The 23,448-nt window shown below is 65.2% G+C and carries 17 protein-coding genes; 8 read left to right on the top strand and 9 right to left on the bottom strand.

Going from position 1 to position 23,448, the window contains the following annotated elements; all coding sequences use genetic code 11:
- Positions 1-143 precede the first annotated feature (143 nt).
- Positions 144-983 (bottom strand): polysaccharide biosynthesis/export family protein, encoded by an 840-nt coding sequence (locus ACEUEL_RS12765; protein WP_405705661.1) that lies wholly within the window; start codon positions 981-983, stop codon positions 144-146.
- A gap of 642 nt (positions 984-1,625) precedes the next feature.
- On the opposite strand from ACEUEL_RS12765, the gene ACEUEL_RS12760 reads away from it, so the two are divergent.
- Positions 1,626-2,060: a hypothetical protein gene (locus tag ACEUEL_RS12760; protein ID WP_405705659.1), complete on the top strand. Its 435-nt coding sequence runs from the start codon at positions 1,626-1,628 to the stop codon at positions 2,058-2,060.
- 271 nt (positions 2,061-2,331) lie between these two features.
- The gene (locus ACEUEL_RS12755) at positions 2,332-3,798 is read left to right on the top strand and encodes an O-antigen ligase family protein (protein WP_405705656.1); all 1,467 of its coding nucleotides are present in this window, start codon (positions 2,332-2,334) and stop codon (positions 3,796-3,798) included.
- Between the two features lie 29 nt (positions 3,799-3,827).
- Here the strand turns inward: ACEUEL_RS12755 and ACEUEL_RS12750 are convergent, their stop codons facing one another.
- Both ACEUEL_RS12750 and ACEUEL_RS12745 read right to left on the bottom strand, forming a co-directional pair.
- Positions 3,828-4,973: a glycosyltransferase family 4 protein gene (locus ACEUEL_RS12750; protein WP_405705654.1), complete on the bottom strand. Its 1,146-nt coding sequence runs from the start codon at positions 4,971-4,973 to the stop codon at positions 3,828-3,830.
- 151 nt (positions 4,974-5,124) lie between these two features.
- Entirely contained in the window at positions 5,125-6,390 is a 1,266-nt protein-coding gene (locus ACEUEL_RS12745) for a glycosyltransferase family 4 protein (protein WP_405705651.1), read from the bottom strand.
- Positions 6,391-6,711: 321 nt separating this feature from the next.
- On the opposite strand from ACEUEL_RS12745, the gene ACEUEL_RS12740 reads away from it, so the two are divergent.
- The 3 genes from ACEUEL_RS12740 to ACEUEL_RS12730 all read left to right on the top strand — a co-directional run bounded on the left by ACEUEL_RS12740 (position 6,712) and on the right by ACEUEL_RS12730 (position 9,882).
- Positions 6,712-7,287 (top strand): LbetaH domain-containing protein, encoded by a 576-nt coding sequence (locus ACEUEL_RS12740; RefSeq protein WP_405705648.1) that lies wholly within the window; start codon positions 6,712-6,714, stop codon positions 7,285-7,287.
- A 99-nt stretch (positions 7,288-7,386) separates the two neighbouring features.
- Complete coding sequence (locus ACEUEL_RS12735; protein ID WP_405705645.1) at positions 7,387-8,979, top strand: hypothetical protein; 1,593 nt, start codon at positions 7,387-7,389, stop codon at positions 8,977-8,979.
- A 27-nt stretch (positions 8,980-9,006) separates the two neighbouring features.
- Positions 9,007-9,882, top strand: coding sequence for a glycosyltransferase family 2 protein (locus ACEUEL_RS12730; RefSeq protein ID WP_405705642.1), 876 nt, complete (start codon positions 9,007-9,009; stop codon positions 9,880-9,882).
- A 30-nt stretch (positions 9,883-9,912) separates the two neighbouring features.
- On the opposite strand, the gene ACEUEL_RS12725 is transcribed toward ACEUEL_RS12730, so the two are convergent.
- The 6 genes from ACEUEL_RS12725 to ACEUEL_RS12700 all read right to left on the bottom strand — a co-directional run bounded on the left by ACEUEL_RS12725 (position 9,913) and on the right by ACEUEL_RS12700 (position 18,608).
- Positions 9,913-11,415, bottom strand: a complete 1,503-nt coding sequence (locus ACEUEL_RS12725) for an endo-1,3-alpha-glucanase family glycosylhydrolase (RefSeq protein ID WP_405705640.1) — start codon at positions 11,413-11,415, stop codon at positions 9,913-9,915.
- Between the two features lie 409 nt (positions 11,416-11,824).
- Positions 11,825-13,072 (bottom strand): WcaI family glycosyltransferase, encoded by a 1,248-nt coding sequence (locus ACEUEL_RS12720; protein WP_405705637.1) that lies wholly within the window; start codon positions 13,070-13,072, stop codon positions 11,825-11,827.
- Entirely contained in the window at positions 13,062-13,997 is a 936-nt protein-coding gene (fcl, locus tag ACEUEL_RS12715) for a GDP-L-fucose synthase (RefSeq protein ID WP_405705635.1), read from the bottom strand. The genes ACEUEL_RS12720 and fcl overlap by 11 nt, the downstream gene beginning before the upstream one ends.
- A 2-nt stretch (positions 13,998-13,999) precedes the next feature.
- Positions 14,000-15,133, bottom strand: a complete 1,134-nt coding sequence (gene gmd, locus ACEUEL_RS12710) for a GDP-mannose 4,6-dehydratase (protein ID WP_405705632.1) — start codon at positions 15,131-15,133, stop codon at positions 14,000-14,002.
- Between the two features lie 139 nt (positions 15,134-15,272).
- The gene (locus ACEUEL_RS12705) at positions 15,273-16,697 is read right to left on the bottom strand and encodes a mannose-1-phosphate guanylyltransferase/mannose-6-phosphate isomerase (protein ID WP_405705630.1); all 1,425 of its coding nucleotides are present in this window, start codon (positions 16,695-16,697) and stop codon (positions 15,273-15,275) included.
- A 570-nt stretch (positions 16,698-17,267) separates the two neighbouring features.
- Positions 17,268-18,608, bottom strand: coding sequence for a UDP-glucose dehydrogenase family protein (locus tag ACEUEL_RS12700; RefSeq protein WP_405705627.1), 1,341 nt, complete (start codon positions 18,606-18,608; stop codon positions 17,268-17,270).
- 600 nt (positions 18,609-19,208) lie between these two features.
- Between ACEUEL_RS12700 and menD the strand changes: the two genes are divergently transcribed.
- Genes menD through ACEUEL_RS12685 form a run of 3 tightly spaced genes read left to right on the top strand, consistent with a single transcriptional unit; the run spans position 19,209 to position 23,408 of the window.
- The gene (menD, locus tag ACEUEL_RS12695; protein ID WP_405705625.1) at positions 19,209-20,978 is read left to right on the top strand and encodes a 2-succinyl-5-enolpyruvyl-6-hydroxy-3-cyclohexene-1-carboxylic-acid synthase; all 1,770 of its coding nucleotides are present in this window, start codon (positions 19,209-19,211) and stop codon (positions 20,976-20,978) included.
- A gap of 6 nt (positions 20,979-20,984) precedes the next feature.
- The gene (locus ACEUEL_RS12690; RefSeq protein ID WP_405705622.1) at positions 20,985-22,508 is read left to right on the top strand and encodes a lipopolysaccharide biosynthesis protein; all 1,524 of its coding nucleotides are present in this window, start codon (positions 20,985-20,987) and stop codon (positions 22,506-22,508) included.
- Positions 22,509-22,523: 15 nt separating this feature from the next.
- The gene (locus ACEUEL_RS12685) at positions 22,524-23,408 is read left to right on the top strand and encodes an SDR family NAD(P)-dependent oxidoreductase (RefSeq protein WP_405705619.1); all 885 of its coding nucleotides are present in this window, start codon (positions 22,524-22,526) and stop codon (positions 23,406-23,408) included.
- Positions 23,409-23,448 lie beyond the last annotated feature (40 nt).

The following is a 23,448-nucleotide window of genomic DNA, read 5'->3' as shown; positions in this document are numbered from 1 at the left end:
CGTTCGGCACGGCGCCGTGACGCACGAGATCCCCATTGAAATTGTGTTCGTTCACGGTAGGCCCACCCCGTTTGCGTATCGTCCCGTAAGATCGCCGCCCCGATTCCGCGTTCCGGGCGGCAACCCGTTCCTGTCCGCCGCGCCTACAATATCATGGCGAAGACGCTGGCTACCGGCACAAACCGCAGCAATTCGTAAATGCTCGCCTTCGCGCCCGATTCCGCGACCACCACGGTATCGCCACCGCGCAGACCGGGATCCTCGGCCTTGCCGGCGCGGATCTTCTTGATGTCGAACCGGGCCACGGCGCGCTGCGCGCCCATCTGGCGGAACACCAGCACATTCTCCTGCTCGGCGACGTTTTTCGCCCCCTCGGCCATGGCGATGGCCTGCAGAAGCGTCATCGTCCCGTTCATATTGTATACGCCCGGCTTGACCACGGCGCCTTCCACGGTCACGCGCTGGCTCTTGTACTCCTTCACCGAGACGCTGACCTGAGGCGACTGGAGATAGGTACGTCCGAGATTCGCCGCCAAATCCGATTGCAGCTGGGCGGTGGTCTTGTTGGATGCCGCAACATCCCCGACCAGCGGCAGCGACACCTGACCCGATGGCGACACCTGGAAGTCGCCGGTGAGTTCGGGAACGTTGAAGACCACGATCTTCAGGACGTCGTACGGCCCTATGAGGTAATCGGCTCCAGACTGCACGGATGTGGCGCCGAGGTTCGGCACCACCTCGGCGACGACCGAGGCCGGAATCGCCTGATTGACCCGCCCCGCCGCATTGCCGGTGGCATCGCTGGCATAACTGCTCGCGCGATTATCCGTGGGTTTGCCGGCCGTCAGGTTTCCCGGCGGAGCCGCGCACGCTCCCAGCGCCACGGCCATCACCATCAGGAGAAGTGCATAGGATCGCCCCATGCCGCGCATGAGCAACCCATCGAGGATACCCGCCCGATGCCCCCCGCTCGTCACTCCCATGCCCCGCCTTTCCCCTCCGCACGTTATGCCCGTCGAGTGTCTACTCGAAGCGCCAACGCCATAAAACACCGAAACCTGTCTTTCTTGCGACCAACGGCTCCTGATCTCGCAGGTGCTTTGCTGCAATGCAATAGCTGCAAGCCGGAGGCCAAGCGAGCCGGCTCGGAGCTGGGTCGGTCCTTCTTGGCATGCCACCGAAGGAAGCTGCAACTCTCGGACGCGCGCCCCCGAAAAGCCGGCTGCCGCCTGTCACTGGGATAGAAGGACCGACTTGGCGACTGTTTTGGTGTCAAGTTAGAACGAAAATCGAGTCAATCCGCCATATTTCCGGCCTCCCTCAATACGGCCCAGGGCGCCGGAGTGCCGTGGAAAGGGCGTGCCGCCTGTCATCGGGAGGTGTTTGCATGCCTCCAATCGACAACCAGCGAGTGTTGCGCCGGAGCATCATGAGCGGAGGATTCCCGGCCTGCCGGCGCCGCGGGCGGCGTGTGAGTAGAAAACAAGCTTGCTTTCAACGGAGGCTTTGACGTAATTAAACCAGTCTTCGCTGACGCAGCAATTTCCTGCGGACGCATCTAAGGTTTCAGTCGAACCGGGTGAGGGGTGGCTATGAAGTTTATCGTTGGAGCATCTGTGGCGGCAATGCTCGCTCTCGGCGGAGCGGCCTCGGCTGCGGAGCCGGTGTCGCTGGTCGGCGTGCAGGGGGCCGTGCTGGTCAATAACGGTCAGGGTTTCAAGACCGTGACCAAGCCGCTGGCTCTTCAGGCGGGTGATCGGGTCCTGGTCCGTCAGGGTGGCGTGGCCGCGGTCGATTACGGCGCGGGCTGCCGTATGCAGCTGAACACCGGCGTTCCGGTGACCATCGCCGCGACCTCGCCCTGTGTGAAGACGACCGCGGCGGATCTGCCGGTCAAGGCGGCGCCGGCGCCTGCGGTGCAGCCGACGGTCGGCGGTATCGGCTGGGCCGAGTTCCTTGCCGGTCTGGCGCTCGGCGGTCTCGCCGGCTACTTCATCGCCGACGATGGCAACACCTACTATTACACCTGCGTGACGGGCGTCTGCGATACCGTTCTCTGATCGCGGTTCAGAGTACGTATTCAGCCTGTCAAGGGTTGGGAGGCGGCTGTCGAGAGACGGCCGCCTTTTTCGTTCACGGGTCGCGCGCCGGGTGAACCAGCGTCGCGCGGGAAGACGGTCGCCGGTGACACGCTGTCGCGCCGGTTGGCATGGGGACAGAGCGGGTCGGACCCGCTCCGCCTTGACCGTGCCATCAAGGCTGCCGATGAAGCTGAAGCCGGAGACGCTTACAGGTCGGCGGGGGTACCGAGTTGGCGGGATGGGCTGAAGGATGACGGAACCGGCACCCGTTCATACGGTTACGACGATCGGCTGGTGGGTCTTCCCCTTTTGCCTGCTCGCGTTCGTCGTGGCGCTGTTCTTCGGCGGCGGTCAGGTGCCCGGGCGCATGCCCGATGCCGTGGTCCAGCTTGCCAGCCTGCCGTTGCTGGTCATCGTCGTCGGGACGCTTATGGCGACACCCCCGCGCGGCGCATTGGCCACGGTGATCGTGTTCTGCGTCCTGATCTTCCTACTGCCCATGGCGCAGTTGATACCGCTTCCGCCCTCGCTCTGGGCCCAGCTGCCCGGTCGCGAGTCGGTTGCGGCCATCTATGACCTTGTGGGCATGGAGCGGCCCCCGCTGCCCTTGAGCCTGTCGCCGCTGGCGACCGCGTTCAGCGCCTATTCCCTGGTGCCGAGCCTCGCGATCTTCCTGGCGTGCCTGCTGATGAGCCGCAAGCAGATCAATTACCTGCTTATGGCCCTGATGGCGTATGGGCTGTTCAGCCTCATTCTAGCGCTGACCCAGCTCGCTTTTCCCGTCCAGTCGCTGCGGACCTACAACAACAGCGAATTCCTGACGGATGCGACCGGCCTTTTCACCGGCCGCAACAATCTGGCGGCGCTGTTCTACAGCGTGCTGCCGATCACGATCGCCTTGACGGCCATGGCGGCGACGACAGAGCGTCGGCACTCGTCATTCCGCTACTTCTATGCCGCCCTCGGCGCCATCGTGTGCCTGCTCTTCTTCCTGGGCATCCTGATGGCGCGCTCGCGCGCGGGTCTCCTGCTCGGACTGGCCGGCGCCTTTGCCACCCTCGCTGCGGTGCTGCTGTCGCGCGAGGGGGGAGGCGGGCCCCGCCACTGGAAGACGGCCATCATCGTTGCCGCCTTCGTCGTCGTATCGGGCCTCTTCGTTCTCGACGTTGGATTTTACCGGATCGCCGGGCGGCTGAGCCAGAATGTCGCGGATGATCTGCGCTGGCCGATTTTCCAGACCACCTGGAAGGCGTTGCAGGACTTCCTGCCGTTCGGGAGCGGCTTCGGAACCTTCGTGCCGATCTTCATGGAGTATGAGGGAATCGGGACGCTCGACCGCTATTACGTGAACCACGCCCACAATGACTGGATCGAGGTGGTGTTCGAGGGGGGCATTCCCGCCGCCATCCTCACGCTGGCGGGAATAGCCTATCTGCTGCGCTGTATCGTCAAGGCAGAGCGCAGCGAAATGGAGCTGGGAGACCGCCACCTCTTCCGCGCGGCCCTGGTCGTCATCGCCGCCTTGCTGATCCACACCGGGTTCGAATACCCGCTCCGCACGCAGGCGCTCATGGCCGTCATGGCGGTTATGCTGGCCATTGTCGTCCGGCCGCATGTCGCGGCGGATGCGGCGCAGCGGGCTCGCCGCCGGCGTCCGAATCGAAGCGCCCGGTCGGTTGCGCCGGCCGGGATCCAGTATGGCGAAATCGTCGCCTGAGACCCGGTCTCGGCCCGCGCCGTGAGCGATCAGCGCAGGAGGCTGTCGGCCACCCGCTTGGCGACCGCTGCAGGTGCATATTTCTCACGCACCATGGTGGCGCTTTCGGCGCGAGATGATGCATCGGGCGGCGACGCCAGGCACGCTGCCATCGCGTCGGCCCAATCGCCCGGCGTTGCCTCCTCGGGAACATAGGCGCCGCGCCCGAGCGTCACCTCGGGGAGCGACGTGCCGCGCGTCGCCAGGATCGGAGCACCGAGCCCCATCGCCTCGACGGCCGGCATCCCGAAGCCCTCGTAGGACGAGGCCGTCACGAACAGCGCGGCATGGCGATAAAGGTTGCCGAGATCGGAATCCGAAACGTAGCCCGCTTCGATGACCCGCTTGCGCACCGCCTCCGGAACCTCCGTCTCGAGCTGCGCCCGGGTGGCAGGGGAGGGCTTGCCGACGAGAACGAGGCGGGTGTCGGCGTCGCGCTCGCACATCAACGCAAACGCCTCGATCGTCTTGCGCGTGTTCTTGTGCGGGTACTGCTGCGCGACGGCAAGCAGATACGGCCGCTTTATCCATTCCGACACGGCCGCGCTCGGTGGGGATTGGTCGTACCGGCTGAGGTCGATGGAATTGTAGATCACCTCACAGCGCTCGGCACGCCGATCGCCGAAAAAGCGGGCAATCTGCGAGCGCTCGAATTCGGAAATGAGGTAGACGCGATCGGCGTGGTCGAGCGTGCGGGCGAAGTTGTAGTCGAGCCAGGCCCGCTTGCGCGGCGTGAAATGATGCAGCACCCGATGCTGGCAGTCGTGGATCACAACGCCGACCGGGTGGCGCCGTGGCCGCAGCGAGGGGGGAAGAAAGTAATTCATGTAGAGCCGCGGAGCGTTAAGTCCCCGGCGATTGGCATAGAGGATCTCCTCGACGAAGCGCCCCGCCGATCCGCCGGGCAGCCCTGTCTCGCGCGAGAGCGCGATGCGGGGGGTCGTCCGCGCGAAGGCGAGGAACTCGGCGCTGATCCGCTCCTCCAGCGAATAGGCGATCTGGACATTGCGGCCGATCGCGGTGAGGCCGGAGATGAGATTGCACGTTCCGGACTCGAGGCCCGGAGTCGCCTGGTGGCGCACCGACAGCATGGATATGGTGCAGTCCGGCACGAAGTCGGGCGGGGTCGCAATCACAGCTTCATGTTCCTCTCGATAGGCGTGCCGCGCCAGGGCTCAAAGGTGACGGCTGGCGCGTGCGGTGCAGCAAGCGCCGCGAGCCTAGCGAACAGGCGCCGTGGCGAGAAGCCGAAACCGGCGACGGGGGGCCTTTGGAGCGCAGCGGCGATCACCGGTCCGGCTTTATGGTGGGCGTGGTTCGCGTCGCACCATTGGCCGGGTTGGCGAGCAGTTCCGCGAGCCGATCGATCTGAAGCCGGTTCCACGCCTCGATCGACGCCAGTGCGCGCAGGCCGCCATCCCGCCGTTCCGCTTCGCTGCGCAGATAGACGACGAGACGCTCCGCAAAAGCGGCCGGGTCGTCGTCATCGACCAGTTCCACCCCTCCGAGAAACGCGCTGCCAAGCCCACGCGCACCGGTGCGGGTGGTGAGTGTGAAGACGCCGCAGGCCATCGCGTCGATGAGTTTGATGTTGATGCCGGTTCCCGTACGCATCGGGTTGATGGCGAGCGGTGCCTCGCGGTAGGCGTCGATCACTTCGGCCACGAAGCCGCGCTTGCGGATATTGGGATGATCGGGAACGACCTCGCACACGCGCCCGACCACATCCAGCCGGAAATCGGGCAGTTCCCGGATCACCAGCGGCATGACCGACGTGATGAAGTAGGCCATCGCCTCCTCATTCTGCTGGCTTCGCGAGCCGATGAAGACTGCCCCGGAAGGCGCGTAGTCCGCGACCCGCGCCGTTGTCTCGGGCGCATAGCTGACCGTCGTCACCGCAGGCGGGGGCGAGCCGAGCGCCCGAGCGAAGTTTTCCGCTTCCTCCTCCTGAATGGCGATCACGACATCGGCGCGCCGAAACGCCCGTATCTGTTCGGATGGCGGGACGGAGAACCAGTACATGCCGCGGTTCGCCGATTCCCCGAAGCTGAGATGGCGATCGGCGAAGGAATCATGCGTATCGAGAATCCGCAGCGTCGACGCGGGAAATGCCTCGAAGGCGCGGGAGAAGAAGATGTACTCGACCATGACCGCTTCGAAGCGGAACCGCTCATGCAGCGCCGCGAGAGCGGGCGTGAAATCGGGAAAATACCACTCGTCCAGAAGGTTGTAGTAGCCCCCGGGCACGCCGAGCCTCTGGCGGACCTTGCGGTTCACCTTCATGGCCAGGCGACGGGCGATATGGGGCAGGTTCCGCAGCAGCCGCCCCGGAAAGTCGGCCAATAGGGTTCGTTCGATGACGCTGATATTCGCGGCACCGAGCTCTTCCTCGTGGCGGGCCATGTCCGCATCGTCGGAATCGCGCGATCGCAGCAGGATGAAGTGGACATCATGGCCCAGTGCCCGCAGCGAGCGAATGATTGTGAGAATGCGCCTGCGGTGCCCCTGTCCGGTCGGAAAGAGCGGGATATGGGAAACGAGGGCGATCTTCATGCGCTGCGCGATCCAGGCTGGGCGGAAGTGCCGTGACTGATTGCTAGCCGCCCGGGCAGATTAAGCCAACCGTCCTTTTCGCACTGCGGCGAAGGCGCCGTCGGCCGGTTGCGCCCACCGGGCAGAGGGATGACGATCAGAGCGCGAGCGGGATGTTCCGTCGCGCCGGTTTGTCCATTAAACGACATGGTCGACTGGCAAGTGTAGCGGCACGATCCGTGCCTGCCGGCGCATGGGCTCCCGGATCAGCGGAGTTGGGGTGAGGCAGCGACGCCTTGTCGCGACGGGCAGCAAGGCGTGAGCGAGCGAAAGCGGGGCGGAATGGCTATCCTGGATGCAGAGGTATCGAATTCGGTCGTCGGAAAGCCCAGCTTTCCGCTTCGCCACCGAGCGTTGCGAGGCATCTGGAATGTGACATGGAAGGTGCTGGCGTCGTGGACGCCGCCACCGCTTTACCCTTGGCGGCGCTTTCTGCTGCGCCTGTTCGGCGCGCGCATCGACCCGACGGCGCGAGTCTATGGTTCCGCGCGCATCTGGTATCCTCCGAACCTGGTCATGGGCAAGCATACGGTCCTGGCCTGGGAGGCGCTCTGCTATAATCAGGCTATGGTCCAATTGGAGGATTACGCGATCGTCTCGCAGCGCTCGCATCTGTGCACGGGCACGCACGACATCGATGATCCGAACTTCCAGCTCATCGCCAAGCCGATCACCATCGAGCGCCACGGCTGGGTGGCCTCCGATGCCTTCGTGGGACCTGGCGTGCGGGTGGGCGAGGGCGCCGTGTTGGGGGGGCGCGGCGTGGCGTTCAAGGATCTCGAACCGTGGACCGTGTATGGTGGAAATCCGTGCCGCGAGATCCGCAAGCGGAAGATGATCGCCGGTGCCTGGTCATGACCGCATGAGCCTGTGGGACAGGCGAGCGGAATTGGCAGGGTCGGGCGGAGCCGCTGGCCAACGGGGAGCCCGGCCGGCTCGGCCGCGGGGGAGCTAGAAATGCGCCGGAATCAGGGGTTTGCATCCAGAGCGCCGTATCGGCCCGCCGGGGCCATGGGAGCGCCGGTTCGCCGCCGGGGCAGCTGGGCGGGCGTTTTCGACGTCGGGGTGCTGATCGCTGCCATCATCGCCGCCAGCATCATGTACGTCATGACGCTCGGAGAGAGCTTCGCGCTCCCGCTGCTCTGCGTGGTGCTCTATCTGAATGCGCTCGTTGCGGCGGTGGGCCTGTTTCTGGCGATGGGCAAGAGTGCGCCGCTGTTCGTGGTGACCTTCTTCTTCAATTTCGTCTTTTTCGGCCTTGCCCCCCTGCAGCAGATCGCCGATGGCTGGCGCGTCATCCTGGCCGAGCCGGAGGCGACGGCCACGGTGGCCACGCTGTGCGTGCTGTTCAACCTCGCTGGCCTGGCGGCGCTTGCCATGCGCACCAATCCGCGCGCGCCCGTCCCGCGGGGCGTGTGGGGGCGGAGCGTACTTGCGATACCCCGTCCACGACTCGTCAAGGGGCTCAAGCGGTTGTTGCTGGTTGTCGGCCCGCTGACGCTGGTCTTCATCGCGCTCTACAATGTTCATCTGTTCACCACGCGCGAGGACTTCACCAACCGCTTCTCGTCGCTGTTCCCGCGCGAACTGGCCATCACCGTCCTGGCGATGATCCATCCTTTCGTGTTCATCGGGGCCTTTGTCGGCTTGTGTGTCGCCTGGCGTCTGAAATCCCGGGAATTGATGATCATCTTCGGCATCGTCTTCGCGATGACCGCGCTGATCTACAGCCCGCTGGTGGCGGCGCGCTTTCGTTCTTCCGCGATGATCGCGTTCGTGCTGATGATGATCGTCGGCTGGAACCGTGCCCGCATCCTGTTCGTGTTCCTGGCTGCCGGCGTGTTCGCGGCGCCCGCGCTGAATGCCTTCCGTTACGCGGCCGGCAATGCCAGCGCCGAATTCAGCGAGGTCCGTCCACTCCGGCAGTTCTTCGTCGGGATGGATTTCGACGCCTTCACGATGACCTGCTACATCATCAAATATGTGCAGGAATTCTCGGTGGATTTCGGCAATTCCGCGCTCTCCGCTTTTCTTTACGTCGTGCCGCGGGCGATCTGGTCGGGCAAATCGGATCACGTTCCCAAGCTGATTTATGACTTCCTCGCCTTCGAGGCCGGCACCAACATCGACAACCTGTCGTCCCCGCCGATAGCCGAGGGCTATTTCGCCTTCGCCTTTCCCGGGGCGATTCTCGCTATCGTCCTGTTCTACCTGCTGATCTACAAGATCGAGCAATGGGCGGCGAATGCGGAGTTCCTGTCGCCCTCACAAATGCTCGCCTGCGTCGTGCCGATGTATGTGCTGATCCTTCTACGCGGCGCCCTCGTGGTCGGCGTGTCGGAGATGTCCGGCGCGATGATGGCTCTGGTCGGCGTGCTTTTGCTTCTCGGCGCGCTCAAGGCGGCGCCGGCAACCGCACCCAGCCATCAGCGTAACGGTCCCCGTCGGCCTCCGGTCGGCCCGGGCCGCTATGCGCCGGTACCAGCGCGCCACCCGGCCTCAGCCCCTGTGGCCGGTCCGGCGTCGACACATCACCCCGTTGCCGACTGACGGCCGAACAGCAAGAGGAGCCATCGCGTGCGGATCGCCGCAGGAATTGCCACGACCGGACGCCGTGACGTCCTGACCGAGACGGTGCGGGAACTGAGCCGCCAGACCCGCGTGCCGGACAAGGTCTTCATCTGCGCCGTGAAGCCGGAGGATGTGGACGCCGCAGCCTTGTCCACACTCGGCATCCCGGTCGACATCCATCTCGGCCGGCCGGGGTCGTCGGCGCAGCGCAACGACATCATCGACCGGACCGGCGACTTCGACCTGATCGCATTCTTCGACGACGATTTCTTTCCCCAGCGCGACTTTCTGGCGCTGACCGAAGCGATATTCGACGCGGATCCGCGCATTGTGATGCTGACCGGAAACGTCCTGGTCGACGGTGCGCGCGGCGCCGGCGTCGAGATCGAGGACGCGCGGCGCATCAACGCCGCCGCGACGCCGGAGGCCTCGCTCGTCGTTTCGGACGTGCCGGGTGCCTATGGCTGCAACATGGTGCTGCGGCGGCAGGCTTCGGTCGCCAACGGCCTGCGGTTTGACGAGGACATGCCCCTTTATGGCTGGATGGAGGATTTCGAGTTGAGCCGCCGTCTCTCAGCGCATGGCCGGATCGTGCGTTCCGAGGCGACGCGCGGCGTGCATCTCGCAATCAAGAGAGGCCGGACCTCGGGACTGCGCTATGGCTATTCGCAGGTCGCCAACCCGGTCTACATCTACCGCAAGGGCTTGATCCCGATCTCGATGGTGATCTCGCACGCGGTGAAGAACACGCTGGTGAACCTGGTGCGATCGGTACGGCCCGAGCCCTATATCGACCGCCGAGGCCGGTTGCGGGGCAATCTGCGCGCCATCGCCGACCTGCTGCGCGGGCGGCTTCACCCGAAGATGATCCTGTCGATGTAGAGCCTGCCCGGTCCGGGGCAGGGCGCGCACTCAGGAGCGGCCGGGCGCGAGCGCGGCGACCGGCGCCCGCGTCGACGAGCCGGCGCGGTAGAGAAGATCCTGATAGTCCGACGCGGTACGGACGTTGAAGGCGCTCTCCAGATCGATGACGGTGGTGCCATCGCGGATCAGCCGGAAGCGGGGACGTCCCGGGGCGATCGGCGCACGCAAAAGCTGCACGCCCGCGTCGACCTGACGCTCCGTCGTTCCCGCCGATGTCTCGATCTGAAGGGTGCCGGGCTGGGTGAGAAACGCGACGAGTTCGATCTCGTCGCGGGGGCCGGGGCCATAGCGCATCCGCATCGGCTGCTTCTGCTTCGCCCCGAGGTCTGCACCCCAGCTCGGCTCCACACGATGGAAATAATACAGGACGTCGCGAACGATCGGCGGTGGCGTGCCGGTCTTGTACCAGGCGATGTAGTAGGCTGCGATGTCGTAGAACCCGTATTGCACGCCGGTGGACGGCCGCATTTCCGAACTCTCGGAATAGTCGTTCCAGGTGAGGATATCGGCCATCTCGGCATTGGTGCGCATCGCCGCCATCCAGCCGGCGCGGAACACCTCGCTGCCGCCCGCCTCGGCGTACCATTTCTCCTTGGGCCGGCAGTCCTGCAGGAAGACCGGCTGCATCCACTTCTTGCCGTCCGCGCGGATCGATTCCCCGTAGCGGACGAGCCCGGCGACGGCGCCGAGATTGTTGCCGCCCCAGCACGACACCACATCGGTTATGGCGAGGTAGTCGGGCGTCGCGGCCTTGAGGTCGAGGAACATCAGCACGAGGGAGACCTCGATTCCACGCTCGCGGAATTCCTGGACGAGCAGTTTCCACATGTCGACGGGCCACGACTCGGCCATGAAGCCGCCGATATAGAGCCGCCCGTCCGGTGCCGACATCAGCCCGCCCCGTGCGCGGGCAGCGGTAACGAGGGTGGCGTAGCGCTTCATCAGGAATGGCGTGGCCTTGGTGGAGCAGTCGAAGTTCACCATCAGCTTGATGGAGAGCTTCATCCGCCAGATCGCCTCCTGCATGGCGATCATGTAGCGCCAGGAGGGCGTATTGTCGTCGGCCCACATGATGTTGAACTGGAACGCGTCGATTCCGATCGCCTGTGCCCAGCGTCCGTCCGTGGCCATGTCCTCGACCAGCCAGCGCTCGTCGATGATCGGGGCGCGGGGCAACGGGCGCTCGAGGAACATCCCCCCGCTGTCGCGATAGGCTCCGCCCAATCCGTCGGGGTGCATGTACTGCAGCCCGTAGCTGTCGTTCGGCGCGGCGACATTGTCGAAGGAGATGGGGAACAGATGCCAGTGGGCCAGCACGGGGGGGCCCTTGCGCAGCGTCTCCGCCGGGAGAAGGTCGAAGGGGAGCAGCTTGGAGAGATCGCTCCCGCTGGCCTGCGCCCCCGCGTACCCGCTTCCCATGCCCATGGCACCAATGAGCGCGGCGGAGCCGGCAAGGAAACGGCGTCGGTTCAGCAGGGGGGCCATGCGCATCGTCCTCTCGTCCAGCGCCATTCATGCGCAACGGCAGTCGGGAGTGTCATCTCGACAGCAGCGACGGAACGCGCCCATGCTGCAGTGCGATCCAGTCTGTCGTTCAATGTGGCGAAGAGGAGGCGCTGGCCGCCGCGGCAGCCGCGCCCGGTCGATTTGCCGGGACGGTCTGGGGGCTGTCGCCGAGCGGACTCCGGCACCCGTCAGGCCGCAAGCGGGATTGGTCGCCGTGCGTCGAAGCCGCCCGGATTGGGCCCTTTCGCCTCGAGGCGTCGGTGAGCTCGCCCGCCCACCTCCATGCCGCGTTGAGGCTGAAAATCCACTTGAGCCACGTGGCTCCGTCGCCCGAGCCCGCCCTTAGCCCTCATCGGTGAGCGCCGCGAGGCGGCCGAGAACCGGGGCGGCGCGGCTAGGTCCGCCCGATCAGTTCACGCGCCCGCGCCAGGAAGCCGTCGATGATACTATCCTTGCGCCAGCGCTCCTCCGCGCGTGCGCGTGCGGCGATGCCCAAGGCACGGCTGCGCGGTTCGTCGTCGATCAGTTCGGTGATTGCCGCCGTGAAGGCGGCCGTGTCGCCCGGCGGGGTGACGATGCCGCATCCCTCGACCTCCTCCGCCAGCCCCGTGCCCGGATCGGCGGTTGCGACCACCGGGCGGCCGGAGGCGAGCATGTTTGTCAGCTTTGAGGGCAGGACAAGATCGGCGGCGCCGGCGAGTTGCGGCATAAGGTGGACGCTCGCCAGTCCGAGAAGGTCGCCCAGACGCTCCTTGGGCTGCAGGTCGCGGAAGATGATGTTGTCGAGATCGCTGGCCAGTTCTTCAAGTCTCGCGCGGTTCGGCCCCTGGCCGCAGACGACGAACACGATATCGCGCCGCTCCCTCAGGCCCCGTGCCGCAGCGAGGACGATCTCGATGCCCTGCTTGTTGGCAATGTTGCCCGAATAGAGCGCGACGTGGCGATCGCCGAGGTTCCACTCGTCGCGATAGGGCGAGCGACCGGCGAGCGGCACGATCTGGTCGATTTCCGCCCAATTGCGGAACTCGAAGACACGGTCTGCCGGCACGCCTTTCTCGACGCACTTGCGGCACATGGCCGGCGATATGGCACTGACCTTGTCGAACCGACCGAGCACCCAGCGCTCGAATCCAAGTGCGAGGCGGGCCACCTGGCCTTGGTTGCTGACCAGCCCCGTCGACATCGAGGCCTCTACTTCGAAATCCTGGATGTGCAGCCAGGTCTTTCCACCGAAGATCCGCGCCGCCAGCCAGGCGACGGGCGCGCCGATGAGAGAGGGAGCCACCGTCATCACCAGGTCCGGACGAAAGCTGCGCGCCCGCGACAGCGTGAAGGGCAGGCCCATCAGCGCGAACGAGAGATGGTGCAGGATACGCTTGGCGCCGCTCGGCGCCGCCGGTACGTAAAACGCCACGCGGGTGAGCTCGACGCCATTCTCCTCGGTTCGCAGCGATAGGCCGGGCTCGAATCCCGCGAAGGTCCGCCAGTTCGGATAGTAGGGCTTGCCGGCGACGACATGGATGTCCCAGCCCCGGGCCTTCGCGGTCTCCGCGAGCCCCGTGGTGTAGACGGCGATTCCCACGATCTCCGGCGCGTAGTTCAGGCCGAGGATGAGAATGCGCGGCGCACGCTCAAGCGACATGCGTGCGGAACCACGCATAGGCGTCGACGATGCCGTCCTTCAGCGCGATCTTGGGCTGCCAGCCGAGAGCGCGGAGCCTGTCGGCGCTCATCAGCTTGCGGGGAGTCCCATCAGGCTTGTTGAGGTCCTGCACGATGCGGCCCTCATAGCCGACGACCTCGGCGACGATCTCGAGCAGTTCGCGAATGGTCACATCCTCGCCGGAGCCGACATTGACATGCTCGTCGCCGGAATAGACCTGCATGAGATGCACAAGCGCATCGGCACAGTCGTCCGCATGCAGAAACTCCCGCCGCGGCGTGCCGGTGCCCCACATGACGATTTCCGATGCACCAGCGAGCTTCGCTTCATGCGCTTTGCGGATCAGCGCGGGCAGCACGTGACTGGTATTGAGGTCGAAATTGTCGTTCGGCCCGTAGAGGTTGGTCGGCATCGCCGAGATGTAGTCGACGCCGTGCTGCTTGCGATAAGCCTGGCACAGTTTGATGCCCGCGATCTTGGCCACCGCGTACCACTCGTTGGTCGGTTCGAGCGAGCCGGTGAGCAGGCTGTCCTCGGCGATCGGCTGGGCGGCGAACTTCGGATAGATGCAGCTCGAGCCGAGAAAGAGCAGCTTCTTCACCTCGGCCTGGAACGAGGCGTGGATGATATTCGCCTCAATCATCAGGTTGTCGTAAAGGAAATCAGCCGGATAGCTGTCGTTCGCAAGTATGCCGCCCACCTTGGCAGCGGCGAGGAAGACCGCGTCTGGCCTGGTTTCCGCGACCCATGCCTCGACTTCCGCCTGCCGCTTCAGATCAACCGTACGCCGGTCGACCGTGACAACTTCGCAGTCCTCGGAGGCCAGCCGGCGCACGATGGCCGAGCCGACCATGCCGCGATGACCGGCAACCCAGACCCTCTTTCCCTTGAGCGAATAGGTCACGCTCAACCCTCCACGCTCACCGGCAGATCGAGCCCGTGCTGTTTGAGAAGCGCATAGCGGCGGGCGGCCTTGTGGTCCTCGCAGACCATCTCGCGGCACATCTCGCGGGCGGTGATCTCCGGAACCCAGCCGAGCTTGTTCTTTGCTTTGCTCGGGTCGCCGAGCAGCGTCTCCACTTCGGAGGGGCGGAAATAGCGCGGGTCGATCCGCACGATCACGTCTCCCACCTTCAACGCCGGCGCCATGTCACCCGAGATGCCCGCCACGACGCCGACCTCGTCGAGGCCCGAGCCCTTGAATTCAATCTCGATGCCAAGATCCGACCCGGCCCATGTGATGAACTCGCGGACGGACTGCTGGACGCCGGTCGCAATCACAAAGTCCTCGGGCTTGTCCTGCTGCAGCATCAGCCACTGCATCCGCACATAGTCCTTCGCGTGGCCCCAGTCGCGCAGGCTGTCGATGTTGCCCATGTAAAGGCAGGGCTCCAGTCCCATGGCAATATTCGACAGGCCCCGGGTGATCTTGCGGGTGACGAACGTCTCGCCGCGGCGGGGTGACTCATGGTTGAACAGGATGCCGTTGCAGGCATACATGCCGTAGGCTTCACGGTAATTCACGGTGATCCAGTAGGCATACAGCTTGGCAACCGCATAGGGGCTGCGCGGGTAGAACGGGGTCGTCTCGCGCTGGGGAATCTCCTGCACCATTCCGTAAAGTTCGGATGTCGATGCCTGATAGAACCGCGTCTTCTCAGTCAGCCCGAGGAAACGGATCGCCTCCAGTAGCCGCAGCGTGCCGAGCGCATCCACGTCAGCCGTGTATTCCGGCGCTTCGAATGACACCGCCACGTGCGACTGCGCGCCGAGATTATAGACTTCATCCGGCTCGACCTGCTGCAGGATGCGTGTAAGGTTCGAGGTGTCGCTCAGGTCGCCATAGTGGAGGCGGAAGCGGCTGTTGTTGACGTGAGGATCTTCATAGATGTGATCCACGCGCTGCGTATTGAACAGCGACGCCCGGCGTTTGATGCCGTGAACCTCGTAACCCTTGGCGATCAGGAATTCAGCGAGATAAGACCCATCCTGACCAGTGACGCCGGTTATAAGCGCGGTTTTAGCCCTTTGCGTGGTCATATGCCCTGTTGCTTCTCATTACCTGCGGCTCGGAAATCGCTGCCGCTCCGGGAACGGTAACCGCGCGGGGGAGCGCCTGCCGGGCGCGCGACCGCACCCGGCAGGATAGCTGCGCATGCCCCGGATCCGCGCCGGCCCCTCAGTTCCGGTTATAGACGTCCTCGAACCGGATGATGTCGTCCTCGCCGAGATAGGACCCGGTCTGGACCTCGATCAGTTCGAGCGGGATCTTGCCCGGATTGGCGAGGCGATGGACGCAGCCGAGCGGCAGGTAGGTCGACTCGTTCTCGCGCACTTCGCTTACCTTGCCGTCGCAGGTGACTTCCGCCGTCCCCTTCACCACGATCCAGTGCTCCGCCCGGTGGTGGTGCTTCTGCAGCGAGAGGCGTTCGCCGGGGGCCACGACGATCTTCTTCACGTGGAAGCGCTCGCCGCGGCAGATGGTCTGGTAGGTGCCCCAGGGGCGGTGCGCCTTCACATGCTCGCTGGCGGCATTGTGGCGCTCGGCCTTGAGCTTGGTGACCAGCGGCTTGACGTCCTGCGCCCGGTCGGAGGGCATGACGAGGACGGCGTCCTCGGTCGCGATCACCGAGATGCCCTCGAGCCCCACGGCGGCCACGAGGGGGCCGTCGGAGCGGACATAGGAGTTGCGGCTGTCGAGTAACGTCACCGGACCGGACGAGATGTTGCCGTCATCATCGCCGTCGGTCAGGTCACGCACGGCGTCCCAACTGCCGATGTCCGACCAGCGGAAGCTGCCGGCGACCACCGCGGCGTTGCGCGTGCGCTCCATCACGGCGTAGTCGATCGACTTGGCCGGCGCCTCGGCGAAGGCCTGCGCATTGAGCCGCACGAAGCCGATATCGTCGGCGGCGGTTTCCACCGCGGCCCTTACCGCGGCGACCATCTCGGGCTCGAAGCGCTCGGCCTCCTCGATCAGCAGGCGGGCGGGAAACAGGAAGTTGCCCGAATTCCACAGATAGCCCTGATCGAGATAATGCGCGGCCGTGGCGATGTCCGGCTTTTCGACGAACGAAGCGACGGCGTGGGCCCCATCCGCCCCGAGCGGCTCGCCGGGCTTGATATAGCCGTAGCTGGTACGCGGCTCGGTCGGCTTGATGCCGAAGGTCACGATATTGCCAAGGCTGGCGGCGCGCGCAGCAGCGCGGCACGCGGTGACGAAGGCGTCGGGATCGAGCACGACGTGATCGGCGGCCAGCGCCAGCACCAGGCAATCCTCGCCGTTGAGCCGCTGGGCGATCAGCGTCGCCGCGATCAGCGCCGGGCCGGAATCGCGCCGTGCAGGCTCCAGGGCGACGGTCGCGTCGATTCCGATCTCGGCAGCCTGTCGCTTGGCGAAGAAGCGGAAATCCTCATGCGTCAGCACCACGGGCGCTGCGAACAGCGAGCGGTCCGACACCCGGGCCAGCGTGTCCTGGTAGAGGGTGCGCCCGCCGGCGAGCGCCTGGAACTGCTTCGGCAGGCTGTCGCGCGAGACGGGCCAAAGCCGGGTTCCGGTACCTCCCGCAAGGACGACCGGAACGACAGGTGTAGAACTCAGCATGCAAAACCTATTGCCGACTATCGGCCGAGCGCCCCGCTCCGCCTTCGTAACGGCCGGCATCATGCATTATCCAAGCCAGATAGCCAACAGCCAAGCGCTGCACTGCGATGCAGTGCACTGTGCGCATGTGGCCGGAAGACCTTCAACTTGTTCGAAATTCATAACAATCTACCCGGCGGGCGTGAATTTTGCAACGCAACATACTGGCATGGGTAGGGTTTTGCCCTGCCCGTGCGGCCGTAGGACATCCCCGCGCCGGTCCCGCGTCATAGCACCGCGCCGCAGGGGCGGGCGCGGATCCGGGCGGCGTCGACGCCTGATGGAAGCGGAATGGCCACGAGCCATGCGCCTATCAGTCGTGATATATGCGCCAGGCGCATGGCTGTCGGGTGTTGATCCACGCAGACGGCCGCAAGAGACGAAGCCGGTCTTGGCAGGCTGTCCACGTTCAGAGCACAGGCGCGCGAGGCGTCGGGAGGAGGTCGGGAGAGGCGGCACGAAATGCCCGAAAAATAATCAGCCGCTTTTGCCGTGCGCACAATTGGCCTGACTAGCACCCGTCAGGCTGCCTCAGACGGCGGCGGTCGGCCACCCGTCGGTCTCGGCGCCACGGCCGACGCTGTCATAGCGGAAGCCAAGTTCGGCCATCTCCGCCGGTCGGTAGATGTTGCGCAGATCGATCACCACCGGCTGGCGCATCGCTTCGCGCAGGCGCCGCAGATCGAGCGCCCGGAACGCTTCCCACTCGGTCACGATGACCAGCGCATCGGCTCCGCTCGCGCAATCATAGGCGCTCTCGGCATATTCGACGCCCTCGGGCAGCAGCTTTCCCGCCTCCGCCATGCCTTCCGGATCATAGGCGCGTATGCGGGCGCCCTTGTCCATCAGCGAATGGACGATGGCGATGGACGGGGCTTCGCGCATGTCGTCGGTGTTCGGCTTGAAGGTGAGGCCGAGCAAGGCGATGGTCGCTCCGCGCACGTCGCCGCCGAGCGCGTTCACCACCTTGCGGGCCATGGCGGATTTGCGCGCCTCGTTCACGCCGACGACGGTTTCCACGATCCGTAGCGGGCTGCCCGCCTCCTGCGCGGTCCGCACCAGGGCCAGCGTATCCTTGGGGAAGCACGAGCCGCCATAGCCCGGGCCGGCATGCAGGAATTTCGAGCCGATCCGCTTGTCCAGCCCGATCCCGCGCGCCAGTTCCTGGACATCGGCCCCGACATGCTCGCACAGGTCGGCCATCTCGTTGATGAAGGTGATCTTCATCGCGAGGAAGGCATTGGCGGCATATTTGATCAGTTCGGAGGTGCGACGGTCGGTGAACTGGAGCGGCGAGGCGTTGAGGTAGAGCGGGCGGTAGAGCTGGCTCATCACCTCGCGCGCGCGGGCATCGCCCGTGCCGACAACGATGCGGTCGGGCCGCTTGAAATCCTCGATCGCGGCCCCCTCGCGGAGAAATTCCGGGTTGGAGACGACGACGATGTCCTTGTCCGGCGCGCTCTCGCGCACCACCCGCTCGACCTGGTCGCCCGTGCCCACCGGAACCGTCGACTTCGTCACCACCACGGTAAATCCCTCGCAGGCGCGGGCGATCTCCGTGGCCGCGGCGTAGACATAGGCGAGGTCGGCGTGGCCGTCGCCGCGGCGCGAGGGGGTCCCGACCGCGATGAAGACGGCATCGGCCTGAGCCACGGCTGGTGCGAGTTCGGTGGCGAACCGCAGGCGGCCGGCCCGGACGTTGCGCTCGACGAGGCTGTCGAGCCCGGGTTCGTAGATCGGCATGATGCCGCGCTCGAGCGCGTGGATCTTGGCGGCGTCGCGGTCGACGCAGACCACCTCGTGGCCGAAATCGGCGAAGCAGGCACCGGAGACCAGGCCCACATAGCCCGTACCGACCATCGTGACACGCATCAGTGGTCCCTCTGCATGAATTCGGCAGGCCGCTTATCAGACGCCACCCTACACGTACAGCGGTGAAGCGTTGATGTCGCGGAAGACGGAAGGTGAACGAGGGCGATAACCGGTTGGCTGCTGCTACCGTGGTCCCTTGACATGAGGGAGCGGGGATTCAATACAGGCCGAGGAACGGCGGGGCCGGCCCTTGCATCGGTAATGGCGGGAAGCAGTGGGCTACCTAATCCTTCAGGTGCGGAAACCGCGCGTCCCCTGCGCTCGCCTTCGTTCGCTCCCATCGGAACACCCCCGCGTGCCGGCACTCGCGTCCGCCGGCGGCTGCAGGGTGGGTGAGTATCCCGGTTCAGGCCCGCTCGTTGCATGGGCGTATCCGTCGCCATGACGCCGGCTGCCCCGATCGCGGCGTTGCCTGCGCCGCCCCTGTCATCCGGCCATGGTGGCGACAGTGGCAAGCTGGGCGGCCGGCCGATGCCGTCGTTCCGCCGGGCGCTCGGCCGGGGGAACGGTGAGGCCGACAGCCGCCGCGAGGCGTCGCATCGGACGTGATCGATCCAGTTCGTCGGCCGTGTGCCGCGGCCAATCAATGGGAAAGAGCTCGTGTACTCAGACGATAGACTTGTCCTGCAATTGCTTTCCCTGATGAAGCAGTTCGGCATTCGCCGGGTCGTGATCTCTCCCGGCAGCCGCCACTACCCGCTCGTCCATTCGATGGAGAATGACGACTTCTTCATCATGTATTCGGTGGTCGATGAGCGCAGCGCCGCCTTCTTCGCGCTCGGCCTGATCCAGCAGAGCGGCGAACCGGTGGCGGTGTGCTGCACCTCCGGAACCTCGGTGGTCAATTACGGCTCGGCCGTCGTCGAGGCATATTATCAGGGGCTTCCGCTGGTGGTGCTCAGCGCCGATCGCCTGCCCGAACTGCTCGGGCAGAAAGAGGAGCAGGTCTTCCGCCAGCACGACGTCTACGAGGGCTTCATCCGCTATCAGGGCCAACTGAAGATCGTTCGGGATTCGCTCAGCGAATGGTACTGCAACCGGGTGATCAACGAGGCCTTCCTCGAACTCGACCATCACGGCCGGGGGCCGGTTCACCTCAACTACCCGATCGAGAGCCATCATCTCGACAGGTTCCAGACGCCGGCACTGCCGCAGGCGCGCAAGATCGCCCGTATCAGCGCTGACGTGGAGGAGGCGGTCTGGGCCAGCTACGCGGCCCGCCTCGAGGGCAAGAAGGTCCTCATCGTCTGGGGGCAGACCAACCCGATGAGCGACAGCCTGCGTGCGGCGCTGGACCTGTTCGCCGAACGCTTCAACTGCGCGATCCTCACCGACAAGCTGGCCAACTGCCATCATCCCCGCGCCGTCGAATCCGCCTATCTGGCGCTGCACTCGATGAACGACAAGCAGATGGCGGACCTGGCGCCGGACATCGTCATCTCGCTGTTTGGCAACTACACCTTCAACGGCGAACTCAAGGGCTACCTGAAATTCGCCGGAGAGCAGTACGAGTGCTGGGATATCGGGCGGAGCGAGGTTTGCGATCCGTTCCAGCGCCTGACGACGATCTTCGAGATGAACGAGGCGTTCTTCTTCAGGACGCTCGCCCGCCATGCCGGCGGCGCGGGGTCGGCGGCCTATTTCGAGGGCTGGTCGCAGGTCGAGGCGACCATCGTCGAACCCGATGTCCCTTTCGGCGAGATCTATGCGATCGGCAAGCTGATGCACAGCCTGCCGGAGGGCGCCGCGCTGCAGATCGCGAACAGCCTGCCGATCCGCATCACCCACCTGTTCAAGTCGGACCCCTCGATCCGCTCCTTCTGCAATCGCGGCGTCAACGGCATCGACGGGTGCATGTCGACGGCGGTCGGCTTCGCGGCCGCCACCGACGAGCCCGTCTTCCTCGTTATCGGCGACCTGACCTTCTTCTACGACATGAACGCGCTGTGGAACCGGCACCTGTCGCCGAATCTGCGCATTCTCCTGGTGAACAATCAGGGCGGCGGCGTCATGCATCTGCCGCTGGCCGACAGTCTCGCCCCGCAGCTGACCCGCCACGTCTCCGCGGGCCACGTCACCTCCGGTCGCGGCTGGGCCGAGTCGCTCGGGATTCGCTACTATTCCGCGGAAACCCGCGAAGAGACCGACGCGGCGATCGCCCTGCTGACCGACCCTGCCGAGCCGGGGCCGATCGTCATCGAGGTGTTCAGCCGCAAGGAAGATGATGTCCGGGAATTCAAGAAGTATCTCTACAAGCACAAGACCTATACTTTCAAGGAGAAGGTCAAGGGCAAGCTGAAGCGGGTGAAGGGGCGGCTCGAACGCGAGCTTCCCGGCGTCTTCCGCCGCTTTCCGCCCAATGTGGGCTGAGAGGCGATGAGTTCGCATAACGGGCGGATCGCCAGGAACACGCTGGCGCTCTATTTCCGCACCCTGCTGACGATGGCGGTGTCGCTGTACACCTCGCGCGTCGTCCTGAATGCGCTGGGCGCGTCCGATTTCGGCCTGTACGCTCTGGTCGGCGGTGTCGTCACGCTGATGGGTTTCCTCAACATCGCGATGGCCGCGTCCACGCAGCGCTTCCTCAATTTCGAGCGCAATGACGAAGATCCCTCGCGGCTGGCCAAGGTGTTCGGGACCAGTCTGCTGATTCACATGCTGCTCGCCGGCGCCAGCCTGATCATCGCCGAGACGATCGGCCTGTGGTTCCTGAACACGCATCTGAACATCGATCCCGAGCGCGTCGCGGCAGCCAACTGGATCTTTCAGTGCGTGGTGCTCTCCTTCATGGTCGGTACGATCGTTTCGCCCTATACGGCGGCGATCATCGCCAATGAGCGAATGGTGGCCTTTGCCTATACGAGCATCCTCGACGTCAGCCTGAAGCTGCTGGTCGCCTATGTGCTCACCGTCGTGGCCACCGACAAGCTGCAGATCTACGCGGTGTTGATGCTGTCCGCCTCTACGCTGGTGGCGGCGGTCTATATCCTCTATGCCCGTCGCAACTTCGCGGAATGCCGCGTGGGGCCGCGCCGCGACGAGGTGCTGTTCAGGCAGATCTTGTCGTTCTCGTCCTGGAGCATCGCCAGCAACCTGTCGGTGATCCTGCGGCTGCAGGGCACCAGCATCATCCTCAATCTGTTCTTCGGCACGCTGGTCAACGCCGCGCTCGGCATCGCCACCCAGGTGAACACGGCCATCCAGAGCTTCTCGGCCAATTTTACCCAGGCGCTGAACCCGCAGATCGTGAAGAACTATGCCCATGGCAACATGGAGCAGATGCGCGCGCTGGTGCTCAACGGCTGCCGCCTGTCCTTCTACCTGATCCTGCTGTTCGCCCTGCCGATGCTGCTGGAAACCGAAGCCGTGCTCCAGCTCTGGCTCAAGAACGTGCCCGACTACACCACCAACTTCGTCTGGCTCATCCTGGTGCAGTCGCTGGTCGAGTCCTTCGCCAGCGTCATGGCCACGGCGCAGGGCGCGACGGGGCATGTGAAGTGGTATCACATAACGCTCAGCACGATCGGCCTGCTGAACCTGCCGGTCAGTTACCTGCTGCTGAAGGCGGGCTTCGCGCCATATGTGGTGCTGGTCGTCGCGATCCTGTTCTCCACCCTCATCGGCGCCTGCCGGGCGCTGTTCCTGCGACGCTCGATCCGGCTCTCGCTCTCCGCCTTCGTGACCACCGTGCTGCTGCGCTGCCTCGCCGTGACGGCGCTGGCGGTGCTGGCGCCGCTTGCGGTGCGCCATTTCGCGCCGGGGTCTCTGGCCGGCGCCTTTGCCGTGTGCGTGGTGGCTGGCCTGTCGGTCCTCGTGGCGATCGCTCTCGTCGGGGTGAGCGGCGACGAGCGCCGGATGATCGCCGGCAAGCTGTTGAGCCGCCTGAAACCCGCGAAATAGCCGGAGGTATCGACGATGTCTGGAATGTCCGTGCTGAAGAAGCTCGTTCCCGCTCCGGTCAAGGCGAAGATCAAGGCCTATGTGCTGCGGAACGCGCCCGCGCTGCCGGTGGCGGTTCCCTATCAGATTCGCCTCGTCGGCAAGGACCGGCTGAAGGGGCAGGTGGCCGTGGTCACCGGCGGCAGCGGCGCCATCGGGCGCGCCATCTGCTGCCACCTCGCCGCCGAAGGGGCGATTGTCTATGTCTGCGGCACCAGCGATGCCCGCATGGGCGAGGTGGTGTCCGAGATCGCCGCCCTCGGCGGCACCGCCCATGCTCAGAAGCTCGATGTCGGCGACGAAGGGGCCATCCGCGCCGCCTTCGCCGCGATCGGGCAGGCGCACGGACGGATCGACATCCTGGTCAACTGCGCCGGCGGGAGCGCGCGCGAGGACCACGGCGCGATCATCGACCAGAAGACAAGCGTCATCGACGCCATTCTGACCATCAACCTGCGCGGCACGATGCTCTGCGTTCGCGAGGCTGCCCGGATCATGGTCGGACGGGGCTACGGCCGCATCATCAACGTGTCGAGCATCATCGGCGAGCGCGGCAAGGCCAATTTCGCCGAATACGCCGCTTCGAAGGCCGGCGTGATCGTCTTCACCAAGTCCATCGCCATGGAACTCGGCACCTCCGGGATCACCGCCAACTGCGTGTCGCCCGGAATCGTCCAGCGCGGCGCGATCACCGGCGACATGATCGAGCAGCTGAAGAAGACCAACTGGCTGGGCGGCTACGGCAAGCCGGAGGACATCGCCTCGATGGTGTCCTATCTCGTATCCGACGAAGCCGCCTTCATCACCGGCCAGAACATGATCGTCGATGGCGGGCGGTCGCTGGGGCTGAAGGGCGACTAGGCCCGGCCCCGACCGACCGCGCACCCCGCGAGGGAGCCGG

Origin of the sequence: Ancylobacter terrae, assembly GCF_045108345.1 — a bacterium.
Classification (GTDB): Bacteria; Pseudomonadota; Alphaproteobacteria; order Rhizobiales; family Xanthobacteraceae; genus Ancylobacter.
The sequence above is the reverse complement of the archived record's forward strand: the minus strand, read 5'-3'. Positions and strand labels throughout refer to the sequence as shown.

Coding starts and splice junctions, on each gene's coding strand:
- ACEUEL_RS12765 (WP_405705661.1), bottom strand. CDS start 983: ATGGGAGTGACGAGCGGGGGGCATCGGGCGGGTATCCTCGATGGGTTG.
- ACEUEL_RS12760 (WP_405705659.1), top strand. CDS start 1,626: ATGCTCGCTCTCGGCGGAGCGGCCTCGGCTGCGGAGCCGGTGTCGCTG.
- ACEUEL_RS12740 (WP_405705648.1), top strand. CDS start 6,712: ATGGCTATCCTGGATGCAGAGGTATCGAATTCGGTCGTCGGAAAGCCC.
- ACEUEL_RS12685 (WP_405705619.1), top strand. CDS start 22,524: ATGTCTGGAATGTCCGTGCTGAAGAAGCTCGTTCCCGCTCCGGTCAAG.
- ACEUEL_RS12735 (WP_405705645.1), top strand. CDS start 7,387: ATGCGCCGGAATCAGGGGTTTGCATCCAGAGCGCCGTATCGGCCCGCC.
- ACEUEL_RS12720 (WP_405705637.1), bottom strand. CDS start 13,072: ATGTCGCTTGAGCGTGCGCCGCGCATTCTCATCCTCGGCCTGAACTAC.
- ACEUEL_RS12705 (WP_405705630.1), bottom strand. CDS start 16,697: ATGCTGAGTTCTACACCTGTCGTTCCGGTCGTCCTTGCGGGAGGTACC.
- ACEUEL_RS12690 (WP_405705622.1), top strand. CDS start 20,985: ATGAGTTCGCATAACGGGCGGATCGCCAGGAACACGCTGGCGCTCTAT.
- ACEUEL_RS12745 (WP_405705651.1), bottom strand. CDS start 6,390: ATGAAGATCGCCCTCGTTTCCCATATCCCGCTCTTTCCGACCGGACAG.
- ACEUEL_RS12725 (WP_405705640.1), bottom strand. CDS start 11,415: ATGCGCATGGCCCCCCTGCTGAACCGACGCCGTTTCCTTGCCGGCTCC.
- ACEUEL_RS12755 (WP_405705656.1), top strand. CDS start 2,332: ATGACGGAACCGGCACCCGTTCATACGGTTACGACGATCGGCTGGTGG.
- gmd (WP_405705632.1), bottom strand. CDS start 15,133: ATGACCACGCAAAGGGCTAAAACCGCGCTTATAACCGGCGTCACTGGT.
- ACEUEL_RS12700 (WP_405705627.1), bottom strand. CDS start 18,608: ATGCGTGTCACGATGGTCGGTACGGGCTATGTGGGCCTGGTCTCCGGT.